This is a genomic window from Desulfobacter sp. (assembly GCA_028768525.1).
Taxonomy (GTDB): domain Bacteria; phylum Desulfobacterota; class Desulfobacteria; order Desulfobacterales; family Desulfobacteraceae; genus Desulfobacter.
This window is the reverse complement of sequence record CP054837.1, coordinates 4,532,556-4,549,535: the sequence shown is the minus strand read 5'-3', so window position 1 is coordinate 4,549,535 and position 16,980 is coordinate 4,532,556. Positions and strand designations below refer to the sequence as shown.

Annotated in this window: 17 protein-coding genes; 8 read left to right on the top strand and 9 right to left on the bottom strand. The window is 53.7% G+C overall.

Annotation, left to right across the window (positions count from 1 at the left end; translation table 11 throughout):
* Positions 1-30 precede the first annotated feature (30 nt).
* Both HUN04_20035 and HUN04_20030 read left to right on the top strand, forming a co-directional pair.
* On the top strand, positions 31-987 hold the full coding sequence (locus HUN04_20035) for a class I SAM-dependent methyltransferase (protein ID WDP91874.1): 957 nt from the start codon (positions 31-33) through the stop codon (positions 985-987).
* Complete coding sequence (locus HUN04_20030; protein WDP91873.1) at positions 987-1,481, top strand: DUF309 domain-containing protein; 495 nt, start codon at positions 987-989, stop codon at positions 1,479-1,481. Before HUN04_20035 ends, HUN04_20030 begins: the two co-directional genes overlap by 1 nt.
* Here HUN04_20030 and HUN04_20025 read toward each other — a convergent pair.
* The 3 genes from HUN04_20025 to HUN04_20015 are packed head-to-tail and all read right to left on the bottom strand — an operon-like array spanning position 1,478 to position 3,182.
* Positions 1,478-2,044, bottom strand: a complete 567-nt coding sequence (locus tag HUN04_20025; protein WDP91872.1) for a hypothetical protein — start codon at positions 2,042-2,044, stop codon at positions 1,478-1,480. The two genes, HUN04_20030 and HUN04_20025, sit on opposite strands and share 4 nt — an antisense overlap.
* Before the next feature lie 11 nt (positions 2,045-2,055).
* Positions 2,056-2,592 (bottom strand): methyl-accepting chemotaxis protein, encoded by a 537-nt coding sequence (locus HUN04_20020; GenBank protein WDP91871.1) that lies wholly within the window; start codon positions 2,590-2,592, stop codon positions 2,056-2,058.
* A gap of 11 nt (positions 2,593-2,603) precedes the next feature.
* Positions 2,604-3,182, bottom strand: a complete 579-nt coding sequence (locus HUN04_20015) for a SurA N-terminal domain-containing protein (protein ID WDP91870.1) — start codon at positions 3,180-3,182, stop codon at positions 2,604-2,606.
* 440 nt (positions 3,183-3,622) lie between these two features.
* On the opposite strand from HUN04_20015, the gene HUN04_20010 reads away from it, so the two are divergent.
* Together HUN04_20010 and HUN04_20005 are read left to right on the top strand one after the other, a co-directional pair.
* Positions 3,623-6,292, top strand: coding sequence for an MCP four helix bundle domain-containing protein (locus HUN04_20010; GenBank protein ID WDP91869.1), 2,670 nt, complete (start codon positions 3,623-3,625; stop codon positions 6,290-6,292).
* A gap of 41 nt (positions 6,293-6,333) precedes the next feature.
* Positions 6,334-6,858 (top strand): cache domain-containing protein, encoded by a 525-nt coding sequence (locus tag HUN04_20005; protein ID WDP91868.1) that lies wholly within the window; start codon positions 6,334-6,336, stop codon positions 6,856-6,858.
* Positions 6,859-6,989: 131 nt separating this feature from the next.
* Here the strand turns inward: HUN04_20005 and acs are convergent, their stop codons facing one another.
* From acs to HUN04_19985, 4 genes are all read right to left on the bottom strand, one after another.
* Positions 6,990-8,954 (bottom strand): acetate--CoA ligase, encoded by a 1,965-nt coding sequence (acs, locus tag HUN04_20000; protein WDP91867.1) that lies wholly within the window; start codon positions 8,952-8,954, stop codon positions 6,990-6,992.
* A 74-nt stretch (positions 8,955-9,028) separates the two neighbouring features.
* Positions 9,029-10,309, bottom strand: a complete 1,281-nt coding sequence (locus HUN04_19995; protein ID WDP91866.1) for an OFA family MFS transporter — start codon at positions 10,307-10,309, stop codon at positions 9,029-9,031.
* A gap of 278 nt (positions 10,310-10,587) precedes the next feature.
* Complete coding sequence (locus HUN04_19990) at positions 10,588-11,979, bottom strand: sigma-54-dependent Fis family transcriptional regulator (protein WDP91865.1); 1,392 nt, start codon at positions 11,977-11,979, stop codon at positions 10,588-10,590.
* A 39-nt stretch (positions 11,980-12,018) separates the two neighbouring features.
* Entirely contained in the window at positions 12,019-13,494 is a 1,476-nt protein-coding gene (locus HUN04_19985) for a cache domain-containing protein (GenBank protein ID WDP93351.1), read from the bottom strand.
* A 210-nt stretch (positions 13,495-13,704) separates the two neighbouring features.
* On the opposite strand from HUN04_19985, the gene HUN04_19980 reads away from it, so the two are divergent.
* Both HUN04_19980 and HUN04_19975 read left to right on the top strand, forming a co-directional pair.
* Positions 13,705-14,244 (top strand): hypothetical protein, encoded by a 540-nt coding sequence (locus tag HUN04_19980; GenBank protein WDP91864.1) that lies wholly within the window; start codon positions 13,705-13,707, stop codon positions 14,242-14,244.
* 436 nt (positions 14,245-14,680) lie between these two features.
* Positions 14,681-14,875 carry a hypothetical protein gene (locus HUN04_19975; GenBank protein ID WDP91863.1) on the top strand — a complete coding sequence of 65 codons (195 nt, stop codon included), beginning with the start codon at positions 14,681-14,683 and terminating at the stop codon, positions 14,873-14,875.
* A gap of 241 nt (positions 14,876-15,116) precedes the next feature.
* Here the strand turns inward: HUN04_19975 and HUN04_19970 are convergent, their stop codons facing one another.
* On the bottom strand, positions 15,117-15,416 hold the full coding sequence (locus HUN04_19970) for a hypothetical protein (protein ID WDP91862.1): 300 nt from the start codon (positions 15,414-15,416) through the stop codon (positions 15,117-15,119).
* Between the two features lie 35 nt (positions 15,417-15,451).
* Positions 15,452-15,712, bottom strand: coding sequence for a hypothetical protein (locus HUN04_19965; GenBank protein WDP91861.1), 261 nt, complete (start codon positions 15,710-15,712; stop codon positions 15,452-15,454).
* Between the two features lie 294 nt (positions 15,713-16,006).
* Between HUN04_19965 and HUN04_19960 the strand changes: the two genes are divergently transcribed.
* Positions 16,007-16,462: a transcriptional regulator gene (locus HUN04_19960; GenBank protein ID WDP91860.1), complete on the top strand. Its 456-nt coding sequence runs from the start codon at positions 16,007-16,009 to the stop codon at positions 16,460-16,462.
* 78 nt (positions 16,463-16,540) lie between these two features.
* A complete protein-coding gene (locus HUN04_19955; protein WDP91859.1) occupies positions 16,541-16,969 on the top strand; it encodes a MaoC family dehydratase in 429 nt (142 codons plus the stop codon).
* Positions 16,970-16,980 lie beyond the last annotated feature (11 nt).

Below are 16,980 nucleotides of genomic sequence, written 5' to 3'. Positions count from 1 at the left end.
GGCCGGCCCGATGGTGGTATAGATCAGGCCATGGACACCAATGAAAAATATGAGGCCCAGGCCCGGATGCTGGCCAACCGGGTCAAAAAGCGCTACAAGCATCTGTACAAACGGTACAAAAAACAACACCTTGAGGTATTCCGCCTCTACGACTGGGATATTCCGGAGATCCGTGCGGTGGTGGACTGGTATGGCGGCCACCTGGTGGTGGGGGAATACAGCCGGAAACAGTCCGCTCCGGAATGGCTGCCCGCCATGGGCAAGGCCGTGGCGGCGGCCTTAAATGTTCCCGGAGAAAAGCTTCACCTGAAAATCCGCAAGGCCGGCATCCAGGAGGGGACCCGGTACCAGCGCCTGGAAAACCGCAATGTCAAAATTCCCATGTGGGAAAGGGATCTGCAGTTCCTCATCAACCCCAGCGATTATGTGGACACCGGGCTGTTCTCCGACCACAGGAACACCCGGCAGCGGGTGAGGGAAATGGCCGCCGGCAAGGACTTTCTAAACCTTTACTGCTACACCGGGGCCTTTACCTGCTATGCGGCCAGGGGCGGTGCCGCCTCCACCCTATCCGTGGACCGGTCTGAAACCGCCGTCAACTGGGTAAGGGAAAACCTGGCCCTGAACAAACTGGACGGCCCGGCCCACCGGCAGATCCAATTGGACACCTTTGACTATCTGAAAAAAGCGGTGAACCAGGACAGGCGGTTCGACCTGGCTGTGGTGGATCCCCCTTCCTATTCCACCACCCGGCTCACAGAACAGCACTTTGACATCGCCCGGGACCACCCGGAACTGCTCAACCAGGTCTTTTTGCTCATGCGGCCCGGGGCCACCCTGTTTTTCTCCACCAACCACCAGAATTTTGATCTGAAAACCCACCGGCTCGACGCCGGGGACATCAGGGAAATCACAGACCAGACCATTCCCGAGGATTATGTGAACAAACGCAAAACAATCCACCGGTGCTGGGAGATCCGTTTCTGATGTTCGATCCCTTTGAAAAGCGGGCCAGCCGCGACATCCGCAACCGGCTGTCCGAATATTTCCTCAACACCCTGGCAGAAGGCGGATGGCAGGCATTTGAAGCCGAAGCCCAGGCCTTGAGACGCGGGGCGCCGGACGGGGACCACCGGGCCTATATCGACCACAGGATGGCAGCCTACCTGAAGGTCTATAACGGGAAAAAGGGAAAAAATGAGGTGGAACTGGCCCGCCTTCTCTGGGACAAGGGTCTCTTTTTTGAATGCCACGAATGGGTGGAACCCCTGTGGATTGCCGCCCGGGGATCAGAAAAAAAGGCCCTTCAGGGCATCATCCGGGCAGCCGGTGCCCGGGTGCTGGACCAGGCCGGACGCCGGGCCCCGGCAATCTCATCCGCCCAAAAGGCTGCGGCGCTCATCCGTGCCCACGGCAGCCACATCCCGGCCCCCTTTAATCCCGGGGAACTGATCAAGGCTCTGGCGCACCTGCTTCCCTAATAGACCTTGGCCTTCTCATTGAGATGCCCATCCACGTACCGGGCCAGAATCTCCGCCGTTGCCCGGGGCGGCCGGGCCGCCATATAATTGTCAATGACGGCATGGGCCACCTCATGGGCCAGCATCCCTGAAAAAAGATCCTTAACATTCACATAGATGGTATTCCGTTCAAATAGATACCAGGCCCGGAGCTGGCGCCGTTTTCTGAATAATTTGAAATAGGCTTCGTGAAGGTCCCGCTTATTGGGATAGAGGCGGACGTTGATCCGTATGGGTTTTCTCATGTCCAGGATAAGCTGAACCTTTTCCACCAGGCGGTCCACCTTGTCCGCCAGGGGGCCGAACCGTCCTGTCCTGGGTTCCCCTGCACTGAAACTTGAAAAACCGGCCAGGTGTTTCACCGGCTCAATGCAGTCATCAAATTGTTCGATATCGGACGGGTAGCGGTAATAAAGGGTGAGATACCGGGTTTTCACCACCTTCCAGGGGACGGCCCCGGCCCCCCCGGGCAGCACCAGGAAAAGGGCAAACACCAGAACGGCCAACCTGAGACCCAACATCATCTGCACCCGATTCAAAGGATAAACTTTTCGTCGATGGTCTTTATCACCTGCACCGCACCCTCATCCCCTTCTGCGGCCAATGCACCGGCCTTGTCCCTGACCGCCGAGACCCGCTGTGCAAGCCCCTGGGTCATATGGTTCAGGGATACGGCCAGCTCCTGGAACTGATCCCCTTTTCTGATGCGGATCCGGTACTTCAGGTCCCCCTGGGCGATGCGGAGGATATCCTTCTCAAACCGGTAGATGGGACCGGCGATTTTATGGGAGGCCAAAAGGGTAACGATGGCGACCACCGCACCAATGAGGCCTGTCGTCAGCAGGGTGGTTAATATAACCGACGGCATGATGGCCAGGGAGGTGCTTTTGATCACCAGCCGGGAATCCACATAGGTGGAGGTTAGCGACCCCTGGGTGTTGAACAGGGTCAGGGCCACGGTGGCCGCAGCCCCCAGGACCAGAATCAGGCAAAACCTGAAAATGAACCGGGCCTGAAACCCCCTTTTGATAAAATACCGGCGGCGCTTGATTCCATTTGCATGGGCAGGCATGGCATCCCTCCTTATTCTCCTTTTATATAGCCATGGTTCACGGTAATGTCTGCTGAGGTACGCAGTTGCGTTGTCCAGTTCTCAAGTTTTTTCTCCAGGTGCCTGGTTTCAAGGATGCTTTGGATACTCTCCTTTACCTCGTCAAAGGGGCGGCCGAACTCGTCCTGATGGGCCAGATAATATGTTTCTATTTCCTCCCGGTTCACCAGGATATTCTGTTTCACCTCCGCTGTTTTCACATCCAGAAGGTTGCGAATCAGGGTGGATTCCCAATATCGCTCCATGGCCTGGACAAAAGCGGTTCTCTGATCCAGTTTGAGCCGTACCGCCTCCTGGAGCATCAGTTCCCGCTGAATCAGGTAATCGGCAAACCGCTCCCGGGTCTCCCGGGTAATCTCCATCTCCGGGTCGGCATAGGCATCCAGCTTAATCTGTTCATTAAATTCCCGGATGGAGATCACAGAACCGTTGACTGACAGCGCCATCCCTCCATCCGGTTTTGTCCCGGGAGAACGATTGCAGGCAAAAAGTCCCGACAGGATCAGGATGATGCAAATCAAACGCCAGCCAAGATTGAAACCTTTCATCATATTTTCCCCATTACAATTTTGTTTTTGTCTGCCTGATTTTTAAAAATATCGCCAGCCTTGTGACGAAACTGGGAAATTAAGCATAGCCCCAGCAAAGGGAAAAATGCAATAAAAAACAAGGACTGCGAATCCGGCAATGATTTACCATTTGAGTTTTAAAATGTTTATTGGTATACTTGCCACCGTATTCATCATGGTCTGTTTCTTAATTTTCTCACTCAGATTCCGGTTCGCCCATTCCCAAAGATCCAAATCCGTTTATCCGTCCTGGGACGAACAATGACGAAATGCTCAACTGCCAGAGGCCATAAAACCATTTAAGGGATTCAGGGGAAGTTTTGTTTGCGGCCTGATCACATGCCCCAGACATGGCTCCGCCCCGGTCCGGCATTACCCGATCTTGAACGAGCTGTTTCAACGGTGCTGCATCCAAAGGAGGAATGATGCTTACTCGGTCCATCACCATCGGCAAAAAAATCGGCATTGGATTCTTTTCCCTGATCATTATTATCACGGTCCTCGGCAGCATGGGCATATGGTGGATGAGTACCACCCGGAAGGCGTCCGAAATCCTGGTCCGGGAATTTGTTCCGGAAATGGCAATCGCATCGGATATCAGGGGGGGAGCCAACAGCCTGATGTATCATATGAGGGGCTTTGTTTTCACGGAGGACCCGGCATATTTTGAATCGTCCCTAAAGGCTTTGGAATTGCTGGACTCAAGTATCCTAAAGGGCGGCCAGCTGATGGAGACCGCTGAAAATCTAACCACCCTAAAGGCCGAGCTTGCCAGAATCGGCCACTCAAAAACAGAATATAAAAAAGCCATGATTTCCATTAAGAAAACCATTTCAGACCTGGCCCGGGAACGAGGCATCCTGGAGAAAAACGCCGGAACCTATATGCAGAATTCCAATGACTTCCTGGAAAGCCAGACCCGGGCATTTAACCGGGATCTGGATGAACGCAGGAAAAAAGTCACCCTGGTCACGGACATGGTCAACCTGGGAAACAGGGTCCATACCCTCTGCTTTAACGCCCAGCTGTCCAATAATATGAAAGAAATGGAATCGGCGGGAAATCTGCTCAAAACCCTGGACGGCCTGGCCCTCCCCCTGCGTGCAATTACCCGCCATCCCGACGACATCAAGCGCATCGATGAAACCCAAAACGCCGCCAAAGAATACCTTCAGGCCATCACGGGATATATGGAAACCAATATGGCGCTGGCAGCGGCGGAACGCAGACTCAAGGCAAATGCCAGGGCCTATATGGGCAACTGCACCCTACTCCTGAAAAGCCGGCGCATGGGCGCAAACGGCGACGGCACCCAGGATACCTCCAAAAAACAAATCACCCAGGTCGCGCAGCTCATGGCATTGGGCAACAACGTACAGGTCATGACCTACAAGGCCATGGCCGACAAAAACACAAACCGGATGCAGGCCGCCGTTAAAAAATTCAAAAACTTTGAAAAAAACCTAGTCAAACTCAAAGAGCTCACCCACACCCAATATGACCTGGACCGAATCATGGAAACCCTGACGGCCGGGAACAATTACATCAAAACCATGGATGCATACCTCGGGGCCTTCCGCAGGCTGGACGACCACCGGCGGGTCATGAAAAATGCGGCAGACCGTTATACGGACCAGTGCCGGGAGTTTCTGGACAGCCAGCAGGAAAGCCTGGCCCGGGATATGCGCAGAAGCCATAAGAAAACCACATTGATGAATCAGATCGCAGCCCTGGGCAAAGAGACCCGGATCCGCTCGTTCAAATCCCAGGCATTGAACCATCCGCCCATCATGAAAGAGGGGCTCTCCCTTTTTGAAAAAATAGACCAGGCATTTGATGATCTGTCGAAGCTGACAAAAGACAAGGCAGACATCTCCCGGCTGGGAGAGATACAAAAGGCCGGGTTGGCCTACCGTGAAAGCCTGTCCCGGTTTCTCAATGACTGGAATTTGCTCCGGCAGCTTGACCGGGACAGGGAAACCCTGGGCCGGAAGGTGATTGCAACTACCAGATCCCTGCAGGAAAATGCCGGGCAAAGCACCCACCGCATTGCCAACGATGCGGCCTCACAATTATCCAGGGCATCGGTGATGATGATGGCCGGCCTGGGAGTTGCCCTGGGCCTGGGGCTTGTTCTTTCCTTTTTCATCTCACGAAACATCATGGGCGGGATGCGGACTGTGGCCGGAGACATGGACCAGGGCGCCGTCCAGGTGGCGTCGGCCTCGGAGCAGATATCCAGCGCCGGCCAGACCATGGCCCATGGGTCGGCCCGCCAGGCCACCGCAATTGAAACCGTATCCGCCACCATGGATAAGATGTCCGACATGACCCGCCGGAATGCCGACCATTCAAGCCAGGCCGACCGACTGATGAAAGATGCCGGTGCCATTGTGGGGTCGGCCGGATCGGCCATGGACGAATTGACCCGGTCCATGGCCCGGATTTCAGAAGCCAGCAGTGACACGGGAAATATTATTTCCACCATTGACGAAATCGCCTTCCAAACCAATCTCCTTGCATTGAATGCCGCCGTGGAAGCCGCCCGGGCCGGCGAAGCGGGCGCGGGGTTTTCCGTGGTGGCAGAAGAGGTCAGGAATCTTGCCATGCGGGCCACGGAAGCGGCAAAAACCACAGCAGACCTCATTCAGGGCACAATAAAGCGGGTGGAACAGGGGAACGGTCTGGTGGAGAAAACCAATGCCGCATTTGCCCAGGTGGCCGAAAGTACCGGCAGGGCAGGCAAACTGGTGGGTGAAATATCGACGGCCTCTTCGGAACAATCTGCGGGCATTGAGCAGATCAACCTCAGCATCGGAGAAATGTCCGGGGTGGTACAGCAGATGGCGGCCAATGCAGAAGAAATGGCCTCGGCCTCGGAGGAACTCAACGCCCAGGCAGAACAGATGAAATCCGGGGTAAAAGACCTGATGCGGATGGTCGGCGCCCGGGGAAACGGGGGACCTGGGGCTGTCCAAAGGCTTGCCGGGCCTCAGAGCCGCGCCATTACGGACAGGCCGCCATCCCCGGATGCCTCCTCCCCGCCGTCCGGAAGCATCGGATGGGAAATATGCGACGGGCAACAGCCTTAATCCCTATAAAACAGTACAACCCAACTCCAAAGGAGGAAACCATGATTAAAAAAACGCTGTTAACTGCGGCCGTCATCTGGCTTGCCGTCCTGCCCCTAACAGGATCCGCCGAAGACCTAACGGCCCAATTGTGTAAAGAAAAAGTCATTGCCGCAGCCAACCTGCTTGGCAAAGAGGGCCGGCAGGCCTTTGACAAAATCAAAGATCCCAAAGGGGACTTCAGGTTTGCCGGCGGCTCCGGCTATGTTTGGATACACAGCCTGGACGGGATCATGCTCATGCACCCCATTTCACCCTCTTTGGACGGAAAGGGCCTGTACAACCTCCAGGATAAAAACGGAGTGTACTTTTTCATGGCCTTCAATGAAATGGTGGAAGAAAACGGGGCCGGGTGGGTCCCCTATTCCTGGCCCAAACCCGGTAAAAAAGCGCCCTCCCCCAAGGTATCCTATGTCAAGCTGGCAGAACACGGAGACGAACAATTCGTGGTGGGGGCGGGGATGTATGACGTTACCCCGGCAGCCATCAAGTCCATGTTTCCCGATGATCCGATATACGAACAATAACCGGACCGAACCGGCCGGTCAGCGGTAACCGCCGGCAGGCAAAAAGGCCGGAAGAAATTATCTTCCGGCCTTTAAAGGTCAGGCCTTAGTATGGATCCAATCATGCCGCGGCCTTGAGGAAAAGGGTCGTTTTATTTGGTGAGTTCCTTGTGGCTGCCGATAATATTGTCCACCACCGAGGGATCGGCCAGGGTGGAGATATCGCCCAGCTGGTCGAATTCATTGGTGGCAATTTTCCGCAGAATCCGGCGCATGATCTTGCCCGACCGGGTCTTGGGCAGGGCCGGAGCGAAATTAATGATATCCGGGGTGGCAATGGGTCCGATCTCCTTGCGCACATGCTGTTTCAGCTCGGCCATGAGTTCATCCGAAGGTGCGGAACTGACATTCAGGGTGACAAAGGCGTAAATCCCCTGCCCCTTGATGTCATGGGGAAAACCGATGACAGCGGCCTCGGCCACTTCTCCGTGGCTGACCAGGGCGGACTCCACTTCCGCGGTGCCCATGCGGTGGCCGGAAACGTTGATGACGTCGTCCACCCGCCCTGTAATCCAGAAGTAGCCGTCTTCATCCCTGCGGCAGCCGTCGCCGGCAAAATAGTAGCCGTCGAACATCTGAAAATAAACCTTTTCAAACCGCTCGTGATTATTGTACACGGTCCGCATCTGGCCGGGCCAGGGCTCTTTCAGGGCCAGGATGCCGTCGCAGGCTCCTTGAAGTTCCCTGCCCTCCTCGTTAAGGAGCACCGGGTTCACCGAAAAGAAGGGAAGTGTGGCAGACCCCGGTTTCTGGTCGATGGCGTAGGGAATTGGCGAAATCATGATGCCGCCGGTTTCCGTCTGCCACCAGGTGTCCACGATGGGGCATTTTTCTTTGCCCACATGCTTGTGGTACCAGCGCCAGGCTTCGGGGTTGATGGGCTCGCCCACGGTCCCCAGGAGACGCAAGGAAGAAAGATCGTATTTTTCCACCCATTCCTCGCCCTGGGCCATCAGTGCCCGGATAGCTGTGGGAGCGGTGTAGAATTGGTTGACCTTCCATTTGTCCACCGTGGCCCAGAACCTGCCCGGATCCGGATAAGTGGGCACCCCTTCGAACATCAGTGAGGTTGCCCCCTGGGAAAGGGGCCCGTAGACAATATAGGAATGGCCGGTCACCCAGCCGATATCCGCTGTACACCAGTAAATGTCGCCGTCATGGTAATCAAAAATATACTTGAAGGTGGTGCCGGTGTAGACCATGTACCCGCCCACGTTGTGCTGGACGCCCTTGGGCGTTCCGGTGGAGCCGGAGGTGTAGAGGATGAACAGGGGATCTTCGGCATCCATCCATTCCACGGGGCAGTCCGGTTTCTGGGCATTTGCCGCCTCATGCCACCACAGATCCCTGTCCGGATACATTTCAATCTCAGAATTGGTCCTGCGCACCACAAAACAGGTTTCAACACGGTGACCCTTATCTTCGCACATGGCCAGGGCCGCATCGGCATTGCCCTTCAGGGGAACTGCCTTGGCCCCTCGCATGACCCCGTCGGTGGTGACCAGAACCTTGCAGAAGGAATCCAGAATCCGGTTGGCCAAGGCCTCGGCGGAAAAACCGCCGAAAACAATGGAATGGATGGCCCCGATCCGGGCGCAGGCCAACATGGTCACGGCCAGTTCCGGGATCATGGGCATGTAAATGGCCACCCGGTCCCCCTTGCCCACCCCCCTTTCCTTCAGGGCATTGGCAAAACAGCAGACCTTTTCATGGAGCTGTTTATAGGTGATCTCCAGATCCTCGCCCACGTTGTTTCCTTCCCAGATCAGGGCGGTCTGGTCGCCCCGGGTGTCCAGGTGGCGGTCCAGGCAGTTATAGGTGATATTGGTTTTGGCGTTTTCAAACCATTTAATGGAGACCGGGCCCTTGGAAAGGCTGTAATTAAAATCCCTGACCTTGTCCCACTTCTTTTCCCAATAGAATTCTTCGGCGATTCTGCCCCAGAAGCCTTCGGGATCGTCAATGGACTCCCGGTACATGGCCTTGTATTCCTCCATGGTTTTAATCCAGGCATTTTCACGGAACTGATCGGGTGCATGGAACTTGAATTCACTCATAAGGGTCTCCTTTCTGGTATTATCAATTGTGATTCATTCAATTTCAGTCGTGACACTCCTGTATTCAATTTCAATTATCTGATTTTTTCAGAGACAGGGACGCCGATAAGGGTTTTCTCGTCTTCCACAGCCGGGGCCGGTGCCTTGGTAACCAGGGCCAGGACAGCCCCTGCCAGAAGCAGGCACGCCGCTAAAATGTATGCCATTCTCGGACTGTTGGTATAGGCCACGATCATCTGGGACACCCGGGGGAAAATAAAACCGCCCACGCCCCAGGCGGAGAAGACCAGGCCGTAGTTGACGCCAAAGTTCTTAAGGCCGAAATAATCTTTGGTGGCCGAGGGAAATAGGGAGAGGTTGCTCCCGTAGTTAAACCCGATGAAGGTGGCTGCCAGCACAAGAAGGACGACCTGGCCGGGGGTAATGAAAAGCAGGGAAAAGATCACTAAGGCCTGGAAAACAAGCATGATAAACAAGGTGTTGGTCCGCCCGATTTTGTCGGACAAGATGCCCGCCACCACACGGCCGGACGCGTTGCCCACGGCCATGAGGGCAACCACCAACCAAGCCAGGGAGCCCATCCCCGCTTTTGCCATACCTGCCACGCCGCCAATGATCATCAGCCCTGCGCCGGAAGCCACGCAAAACATAATCCAGAGTTTATAAAAAGAGGGGGTTTTCATCATTTCGCCCGGGGAAAAATCGATGCCGGCAGGTGCCGCTGCCGAGGCCGCAGACGGCTGGGCATCGGGGTGGACATATCCCTCGGGAGGATTGACCAGAAACTGGGCCAGAACGGAAACCACCAAAAGGAAGGCCACACCGAAAATCATCATGGCCTGGCTCAGGCCGAATCTGCCGATCAGGTAGGTGCCCAGGGGGGCAATATAGACTGAGGCCAGACCGAACCCGGCCACCACGATGCCGGCGATCATGCCGGTTTTGGCCGGTGGAAACCATTTGATTGCCGGCGGCGTGGCCGAGGCATAGCCGAACCCCAGCCCCAGTCCCATGAGGATGCCGAAGCCGATGATCCAGATAACCCATGATGTGGAGAAGGCAATGAGAATCAGTCCGGAACCGGTGAGAAGGCCGCCGAGGACCGCTGTAACCCGGGGACTGGTCCTGTCCTGAACCCGTCCGGCGAATATCATGGCAAAGGCGAAGACCAGGCAACAGACCGCATAGGGATCGTTCAGTGAGGCAAGGCTCCAGTTGAATACCCCGTCGCCGGCCTCAATGGATTCCTTGATGGCCATCTTGAAAATACTCCAGGTGTAAAGAATTCCCAGGGCCAGATTGATTCCCAGCCCGGCAAAAGTGACCCGCCAACCGAGGTTTTTGATTTCTTTCATCTGCCTTCTCCTTTAAAATTTGGTTGCCTGCCTGATTCCCATGAAACAAATGATTCCCATTCAGCAACTATAATAGCAATCAGCGTGCCGGCAGGCTGAAATTCATTCAACCTATTGATTTAAAAGAGAATACACCCAAACAAATAAATATTACAGCCCACCCTGTTTACAACAAAAGTTGTGGAGATGTGAATCTTCCCGAAGGAATGCTGGGAAAAACTAAGGACAAAGAAAAATCTACAAAAAAAGTTGTGGATACAAAAAAAGTTGTAGGGAATCTACTGGTTTTGGCGGAGTTTCTGGAGGCGTTTGGACAGGGCCTGCTGTGAAATTCCCAGAATTTTGGCCGCAGCGGCCTGTTTGCCCCCTGTCTGGGCCATGGCCTTTTCCACCAACTCGGCGGAGGCCTGCTTCAGGGTGGGAAGAGGCAGATCGTCCTGGTCCACGCCCTCCCGGGCTTCCTGACCGGCGGCGGCGACCAGCCCCTTGAACAGGTCTGCGGTGATGGCACCGCTTTCATGCCGGGAGAGGGCATCATGGACCATGGACTTCAATTCCCTGATATTACCCTTAAAGGGATAGGTTTCCATGGTTTCGATGAGGGTCTTGGGGATGTCCGGAATGGGCTTGTCCAGGTCATCGGCGGCCTGGCAGACAAACCGGTCCAAAAGCAGGGGAAGATCCACCAGCCGCTCCCGCAGGGGCGGTATGGTCAGGGTGTGGGTGGAAAGACGGTAGATGAGGTCTTTCCTGAACTTTCCCTCTTTTTCCAGGGCCCAGAGGTCCTGGTTGGTTGAGGCCAGGATACGGGCGTCTGAATGGCGGGTCCGGTCCGATCCCAGCTGCCTGTAATCCCCTTCCTGGAGCAGGCGAAGGAGTTTGACCTGGGAGGTGAGGGCCAGATCCCCGATTTCGTCCAAAAGCAGGGTGCCGCCGGCGGCCTGCTCAATGAGGCCGGGCCGGGCCTTGTCCGCTCCGGTAAAAGCGCCGGGCACATGTCCGAAAAGGGTGTCGGAAAAGACATTGTCGTCCAGCCCCGCCACATTGACCCGGACCATCTGTCCTTTGCGCCCGCTTAAGGTGTGGATGCACTGCCCGATAAGTTCTTTGCCCACCCCGGTTTCCCCGAAAATCATCACGGGCTGGGACGAGGGTGCCACCGCTTCCACATAATGAAAAATGGAGTGCATCTGCCTGTCCTGGGTGATAATCTGACCAAAGGCCCTGGGATTCTTAATCTGGGCGAAAAGATCCTGGTGGAGAGGTTTTTGCGCCGGTTCACCGGCTTCATCCCAGGCCAGGGCCTGCTTGACCACACGAACCAGTTTCTCTTCTTCCACGGGCTTGATGATATAATCCATGGCCCCGATTTTCATGCACCTTACCGCCGTGTCCACCTCAATGGTGCCGGTGAGAACGATGACCGGAATCCGGGGCCAGGTCTTGCGGATGATTTTTAGCAGCCGTCCCCCGTTGATATGGGGCATATTCAGGTCCAGCAGAATAAGGGAGGGAATCTGCCGCTCCATGTGCCGGATCACATCCCTGGAATCGGCAATGGTAATGATATTGTCCAGGCCTGCCATACGCAGGGTGGTATCCACGGCCATGAGTATCTCAGGCTCGTCATCCACGATTAAAATGGGTCGCTCCGGTTTGGGATTATCCATTCAGCATTCTCACCTCCAGGGAATTAAGGTCTATATAAATTATTTCTCCGCACAGGGCAAGAGCATCCTTGCCGTCAGCCCCCTTCCCGGCTCGGATTCAAATTCGAGTATCCCCCCGTGATCGTTGACGATCTTCTCTGAAATGGACAGGCCCAGGCCCGTGCCGCCCTCATCCCGGCGGGTAGTGAAAAAAGGATCCTTCATCTTTTTCAGGTCCGCTCCGGCTACCCCTGGACCGGTGTCCCTGACCTCAACGGCCACAAAGGTGGCGTCCTTATTTATCCGGGTGGAAACCGTAATGGACTGCCCGGCATGCTCCAGGGCCTGGCCCGCATTGACCAGAAGATTGATGACCACCTGCTGGAGCTTCTGGAAATCCCCGAAAACCTTGGGCAGTTCGTCTCCATAGCGGACCTGGAGGTTGGGAGTTATTTTTTTGATCACCGTATGGGTGAGGTCCACGGACTTTGCCACCACCTGGTTGATGTCGATTGCCTCTTTTTCACGGCCGTCCGAGGGCCTTGAGAAATCCTTGAGTTCGGAAATAATCCCCTTGATCCGGCCGGCACCGTCCTGGATGGCCGTGAGCATCATATCCATGCGCCGGCGCAGGTCCGGGTATCCCATATTGCAGACCCTGGCCCCGGGTTCCCCGGCATAGTGCGCATCCAACACCGGGATAAATGCATGGAATGCCTTTTTAAGGTTCGGTGCATTGAGCATGATGGCGGTGGCCGGATTGTTTATCTCATGGGCCACCCCGGCCACGAGGATGCCCAGGGAGGTCATTTTATCGGCCTGGATGAGCTGCTTTTCCCTCAGTCTGGACTGGGCCATGGCCGCCAGCCGCGCCCGCTGCTCCATGGCCCCGGCCCAGATGATGTAGGCGGAGAGCAGCACCACCGCCCCCATGATCATCAGGCAGGTCAGGGTCAGTTTCCGGGTCACCGCTGCGATCTCGGCCCGGACATCCTCCACGTAAATCCCCGTGCCGATCACCCACCCCCAGGGCTCGAACCCTTTTACATAGGAAATCTTGGGCACGATTTTCTCCGAATCCCCCTGCCACTGCCAGAGGTAATCCACGAATCCGGCCCCGGAGGCATGGACGGTTTTCACCATTTCGGAAAAGAGCTTTTTTCCGGCAGGGTCGGCAAACGCCCCCACATTCTTCCCCACCAGGTCCGGCCGGTAGGGATGCATGACCATCACAGGGGTGCAGTCGTTTATCCAGAAATAATCCTTTCGGTCAGGCCCGTACCGCAGGTGGCCCAGATGGGCAATGGCCGCCTGCCGGGCTTCGGCCTGGCTCATCTGTCCATCCTCTGCCAGGCCATGGTAATAGGCCAGGCTAGACCAGGCGCTTTCGGTGAGGTGGAGGATCCCCTCCCGTTTCCCGTCCATCATATACTGCTCAAGCATGGGAATGATGATCAGAAAAATCGCCAGGATAAACAGCACAATGGTCAATGCCGCCGGCACAATGATCCTCACCGGCAGGGCACGCATGGACATGGACTGGGCATCGGATTGTGAACCGGACCGGGGCACGGGTGACCTCCTTAATGGGTTTGATACCCGTGTTGAATAACCGGAATTAAAACAGGCTGTCAAGCCTTGTCCCGGGATATTCTCCTTGCAATCAGACCAAGAATAGGATGTATATATCAAAACTAAGGAAAACGGTGGCCTTACATCGGCTCAATCATCAGGAGGCAAAAGAAAATGATACAATTCATCCAAGTGGTTCCGCTCACCCTCTTTCTGATACTTGCCGGAGAAATTGATACCGCCGTTCCCTTAAACTGGCAGATCCCCTTCTTTGCCGGCGGCCTGGCCGGGGCAGCGGCCATCGGCCTCATCCTTTACAATAAATCTGGGTTTGACCGGATCTTCCTGGGCATTAACAGCTATTTGATCACCGGTGCCCTGGCCTTTGCCACCGGCCAATACTGGCTGAACAATTTTTATGGGAGGCTTGGAGCCTCGGGCATGCTGCTTTGGGTGCTGGCCATCGGCATTATCACCATGGTGGTCAGCCCCGGCGGTTTCATCGGCAGTGCCTCCGCAGATGAGCGGCGGATAAAAAAATATTCTTTCCTCCTGCTGCTCATCGCCCTTTGCGCCTTCTGCCTCTCCTATGGATTTCAGGGCCACAGACTCCTGTCCGAAATCCTGCCCTTCGGCGGCCTGCTCATTGCCCAGAACCTTTTTAAATCAAAACTCACCGTCCTGGACAGAAGCGGGAATCCGGGCGGAGAATAATTCCAGGTCCGGTATCTGCCGGTTCGCTTTAAACAATTTGTCACAATTTTGCACATTTTCCCCATATTATTCTATTCAGGGGCGGCGTATATCATTGGCTGAGAACCTTCCCGGCCCCCCATGCCGCACCATCCTGCATACCAAATTGCGGCACGGGCGGCCGCCCTGCCGCAGCACTCCTCTCCGCCATCTGCCCTGGATAAGGGCGGATGGCAGCCCTTCCCGCCCAAGCGACGGAAATCCGACAGTGTGGGAAATCTTTCCGGCAATTTATTACTATTTTGTGTATCTTTTTCCTATAAATATGAGCATTTTTCACCAAACCCGTTCGAAAAGGCCCATTTCATTGGCCGGACAAGGCGGTTCAAATTCTGGCATAAGGATTGCATTACCTTATTTTAACAAAAACAGAATAATTGCAGGGAGATAGAATACCATGAAGAAAAAAGACTTTGATGCCAAAAAGACCTTCGGCCTCAGCGTTCTTCTGAAATTGACCAGGAAAAGCGTTGAAGGAATAGAAATATCAGAATCCAACGGACGCTACACCTCCAACATGGGAACCGAAGAACTGGTCAGAGCGGTGACCCGGACCATGGAAGCTCATAATATCAGGCTCAGGTTAGAGTAGGAATAGCATTTTCGTAATAAATTCTGGTTAAGAAATTACAAAAACGTAAAAGACGAATCATTCTAAAACCCGGTAATTCGGGCATACGCCTTACTCCCCATCCGAGGGGCCCAGTCGATTGATGGATCTGAAGCCGCCATGGAGGTGAAGAGGACAGCTGGATACCCTCAGAACGTTGGGACGATATCTTACCGGAAATAATAAAGGGGGCAGATCTTTGAGATCCGCCCCCTTCCTGTTTCTATTTCTTTGCGGTTGTTTTTGCTGCAGTAGCCGCTGTCTTGGTATCTTCGTAAAATGAATTGAGCTTGTCAAAACTGCTGTCCACATAGGTCTTGAAATTATCACGGTTCTGTTTCACAAAATCAATCCAATCGTTGCACAGTTTTCTGCTGCTTTCAGGGATGAGGGTGTTGGCTTCCACGGCCTTGTTCATCATTGAAAATCCCTGGTCCTGGATCACGGTCATCATGGTAAAGGAATTGTCTATAAAGGTCTTCTGGTAATCGGCGACCTGATCAAACATCTTTGCATTATACATTATTTTTCTCCTTATTATCTATGGGGTTAAACTGCCTATTTCTGGTCAAAAAGGCTTTCAATCCTTTCGTAACCTTCGTCCACCGACTTTTTAAACTCATCCCGGGCTTTTCTGGTGTACTCCAGGGTTTCATCCAATTGCTTTTTGCTCTCTTCGGTGACCATGGGGAACTGCCCCATGAAGGTCTTGATCATGGTTTCGGTCTGATCCTGAACAACTGCCAGGGCATTAAAACTATTGTCAAAAACTGTTTTCTGAAAACTGATCATCTGTTTTGCCATTGTTGATGGTTCCATAGCGGGCCTCCTTAAATTTTCGTATTTATTTTACCTGGTACAGTCCGATGCGAATTCGTTGCTTTTTGTTTAAAATATAAAGGACGAAAACCATTTGTCAAGGGGAAAATTGTGCACCGCACAAAAAAGCATTATTAAGATATCATTAGGCGGATTTCAAGCATCTTTATTTATAAAATCAAATAAATAGATCGATATGAAGAACAACGCTATTATAGCTTGACAGCCATTATGTTGCAATGTAACATATCACTCAGACAATCCTCCCACTAAAATGAAGAAGAAGGAGATTCAGTGGCTGATACCATTATTATTAAAAAATATCCAAACAGGCGGCTGTATAATACCAAAGAGAGCAGCTATATCACGGTCGAAGATGTTTCTTCGCTGATCAAAAAGGGGTTTCGCATCCAGGTGATTGATGTGACCACTGAAGACGATATAACGGCAATGGTGCTGACCCAGATTATAATGAACAAAGCCAAGGAAGACAACGCCATTTTGCCGGTTTCCCTGCTCCATCTGGTCATCCAGTACGGTGAAAGCCATCTCCATGAATTTTTTGAAAAATACCTTGAAACAGCCATTGAAAACTACCTCAAAATAAGAAAACAGATGGATGACCAGGTCAACGCATACATGGAAATGCGAATGGATCTTTCCAATATGGCAGAGCAGACCCTGAAAACCATGGACCCCATGAATTTTTTCCCCAATCCCCTCAAAATGGACAAAGACGAGGACCGCTGACCCGCACCGCAGATACCCGAAACCGCCATGGCCTGATGCATGCAGCAAACAACAAAAAAGCAGAAGGAATACAAAACCATGATCGGAAAAACAATCGACCAGCTGAGCATAGGTGACAGGGATTCTTTCACCAAAACCGTCTCGGAGACCGACATCTACCTTTATGCCGGCCTGACTGGAGATCTGAATCCCGCCCATATCAATGAGGAATATGCAAAACAAACCTTTTTCAAGGGAAGGATTGCCCACGGTCTTTTTATCAGCGGCCTGATCTCCACCGTGATCGGTATGAAACTGCCGGGACCGGGCAGCATTTACCGGGATCAGCAGGTCAGTTTTTTAGCCCCGGTCCGCATGGGTGATACCATTACGGCCAGTGTAGAAATCAAGGTAATAGAAAAGGAGAAAAATAAAATAACCCTTGAAACCCAGTGTTTCAACCAGGAAGGAACCATGGTGATTGACGGCAGTGCCGTAATCCACCCGCCACGCCCGCCTAAAAGTTAAAAAAAAGGAAA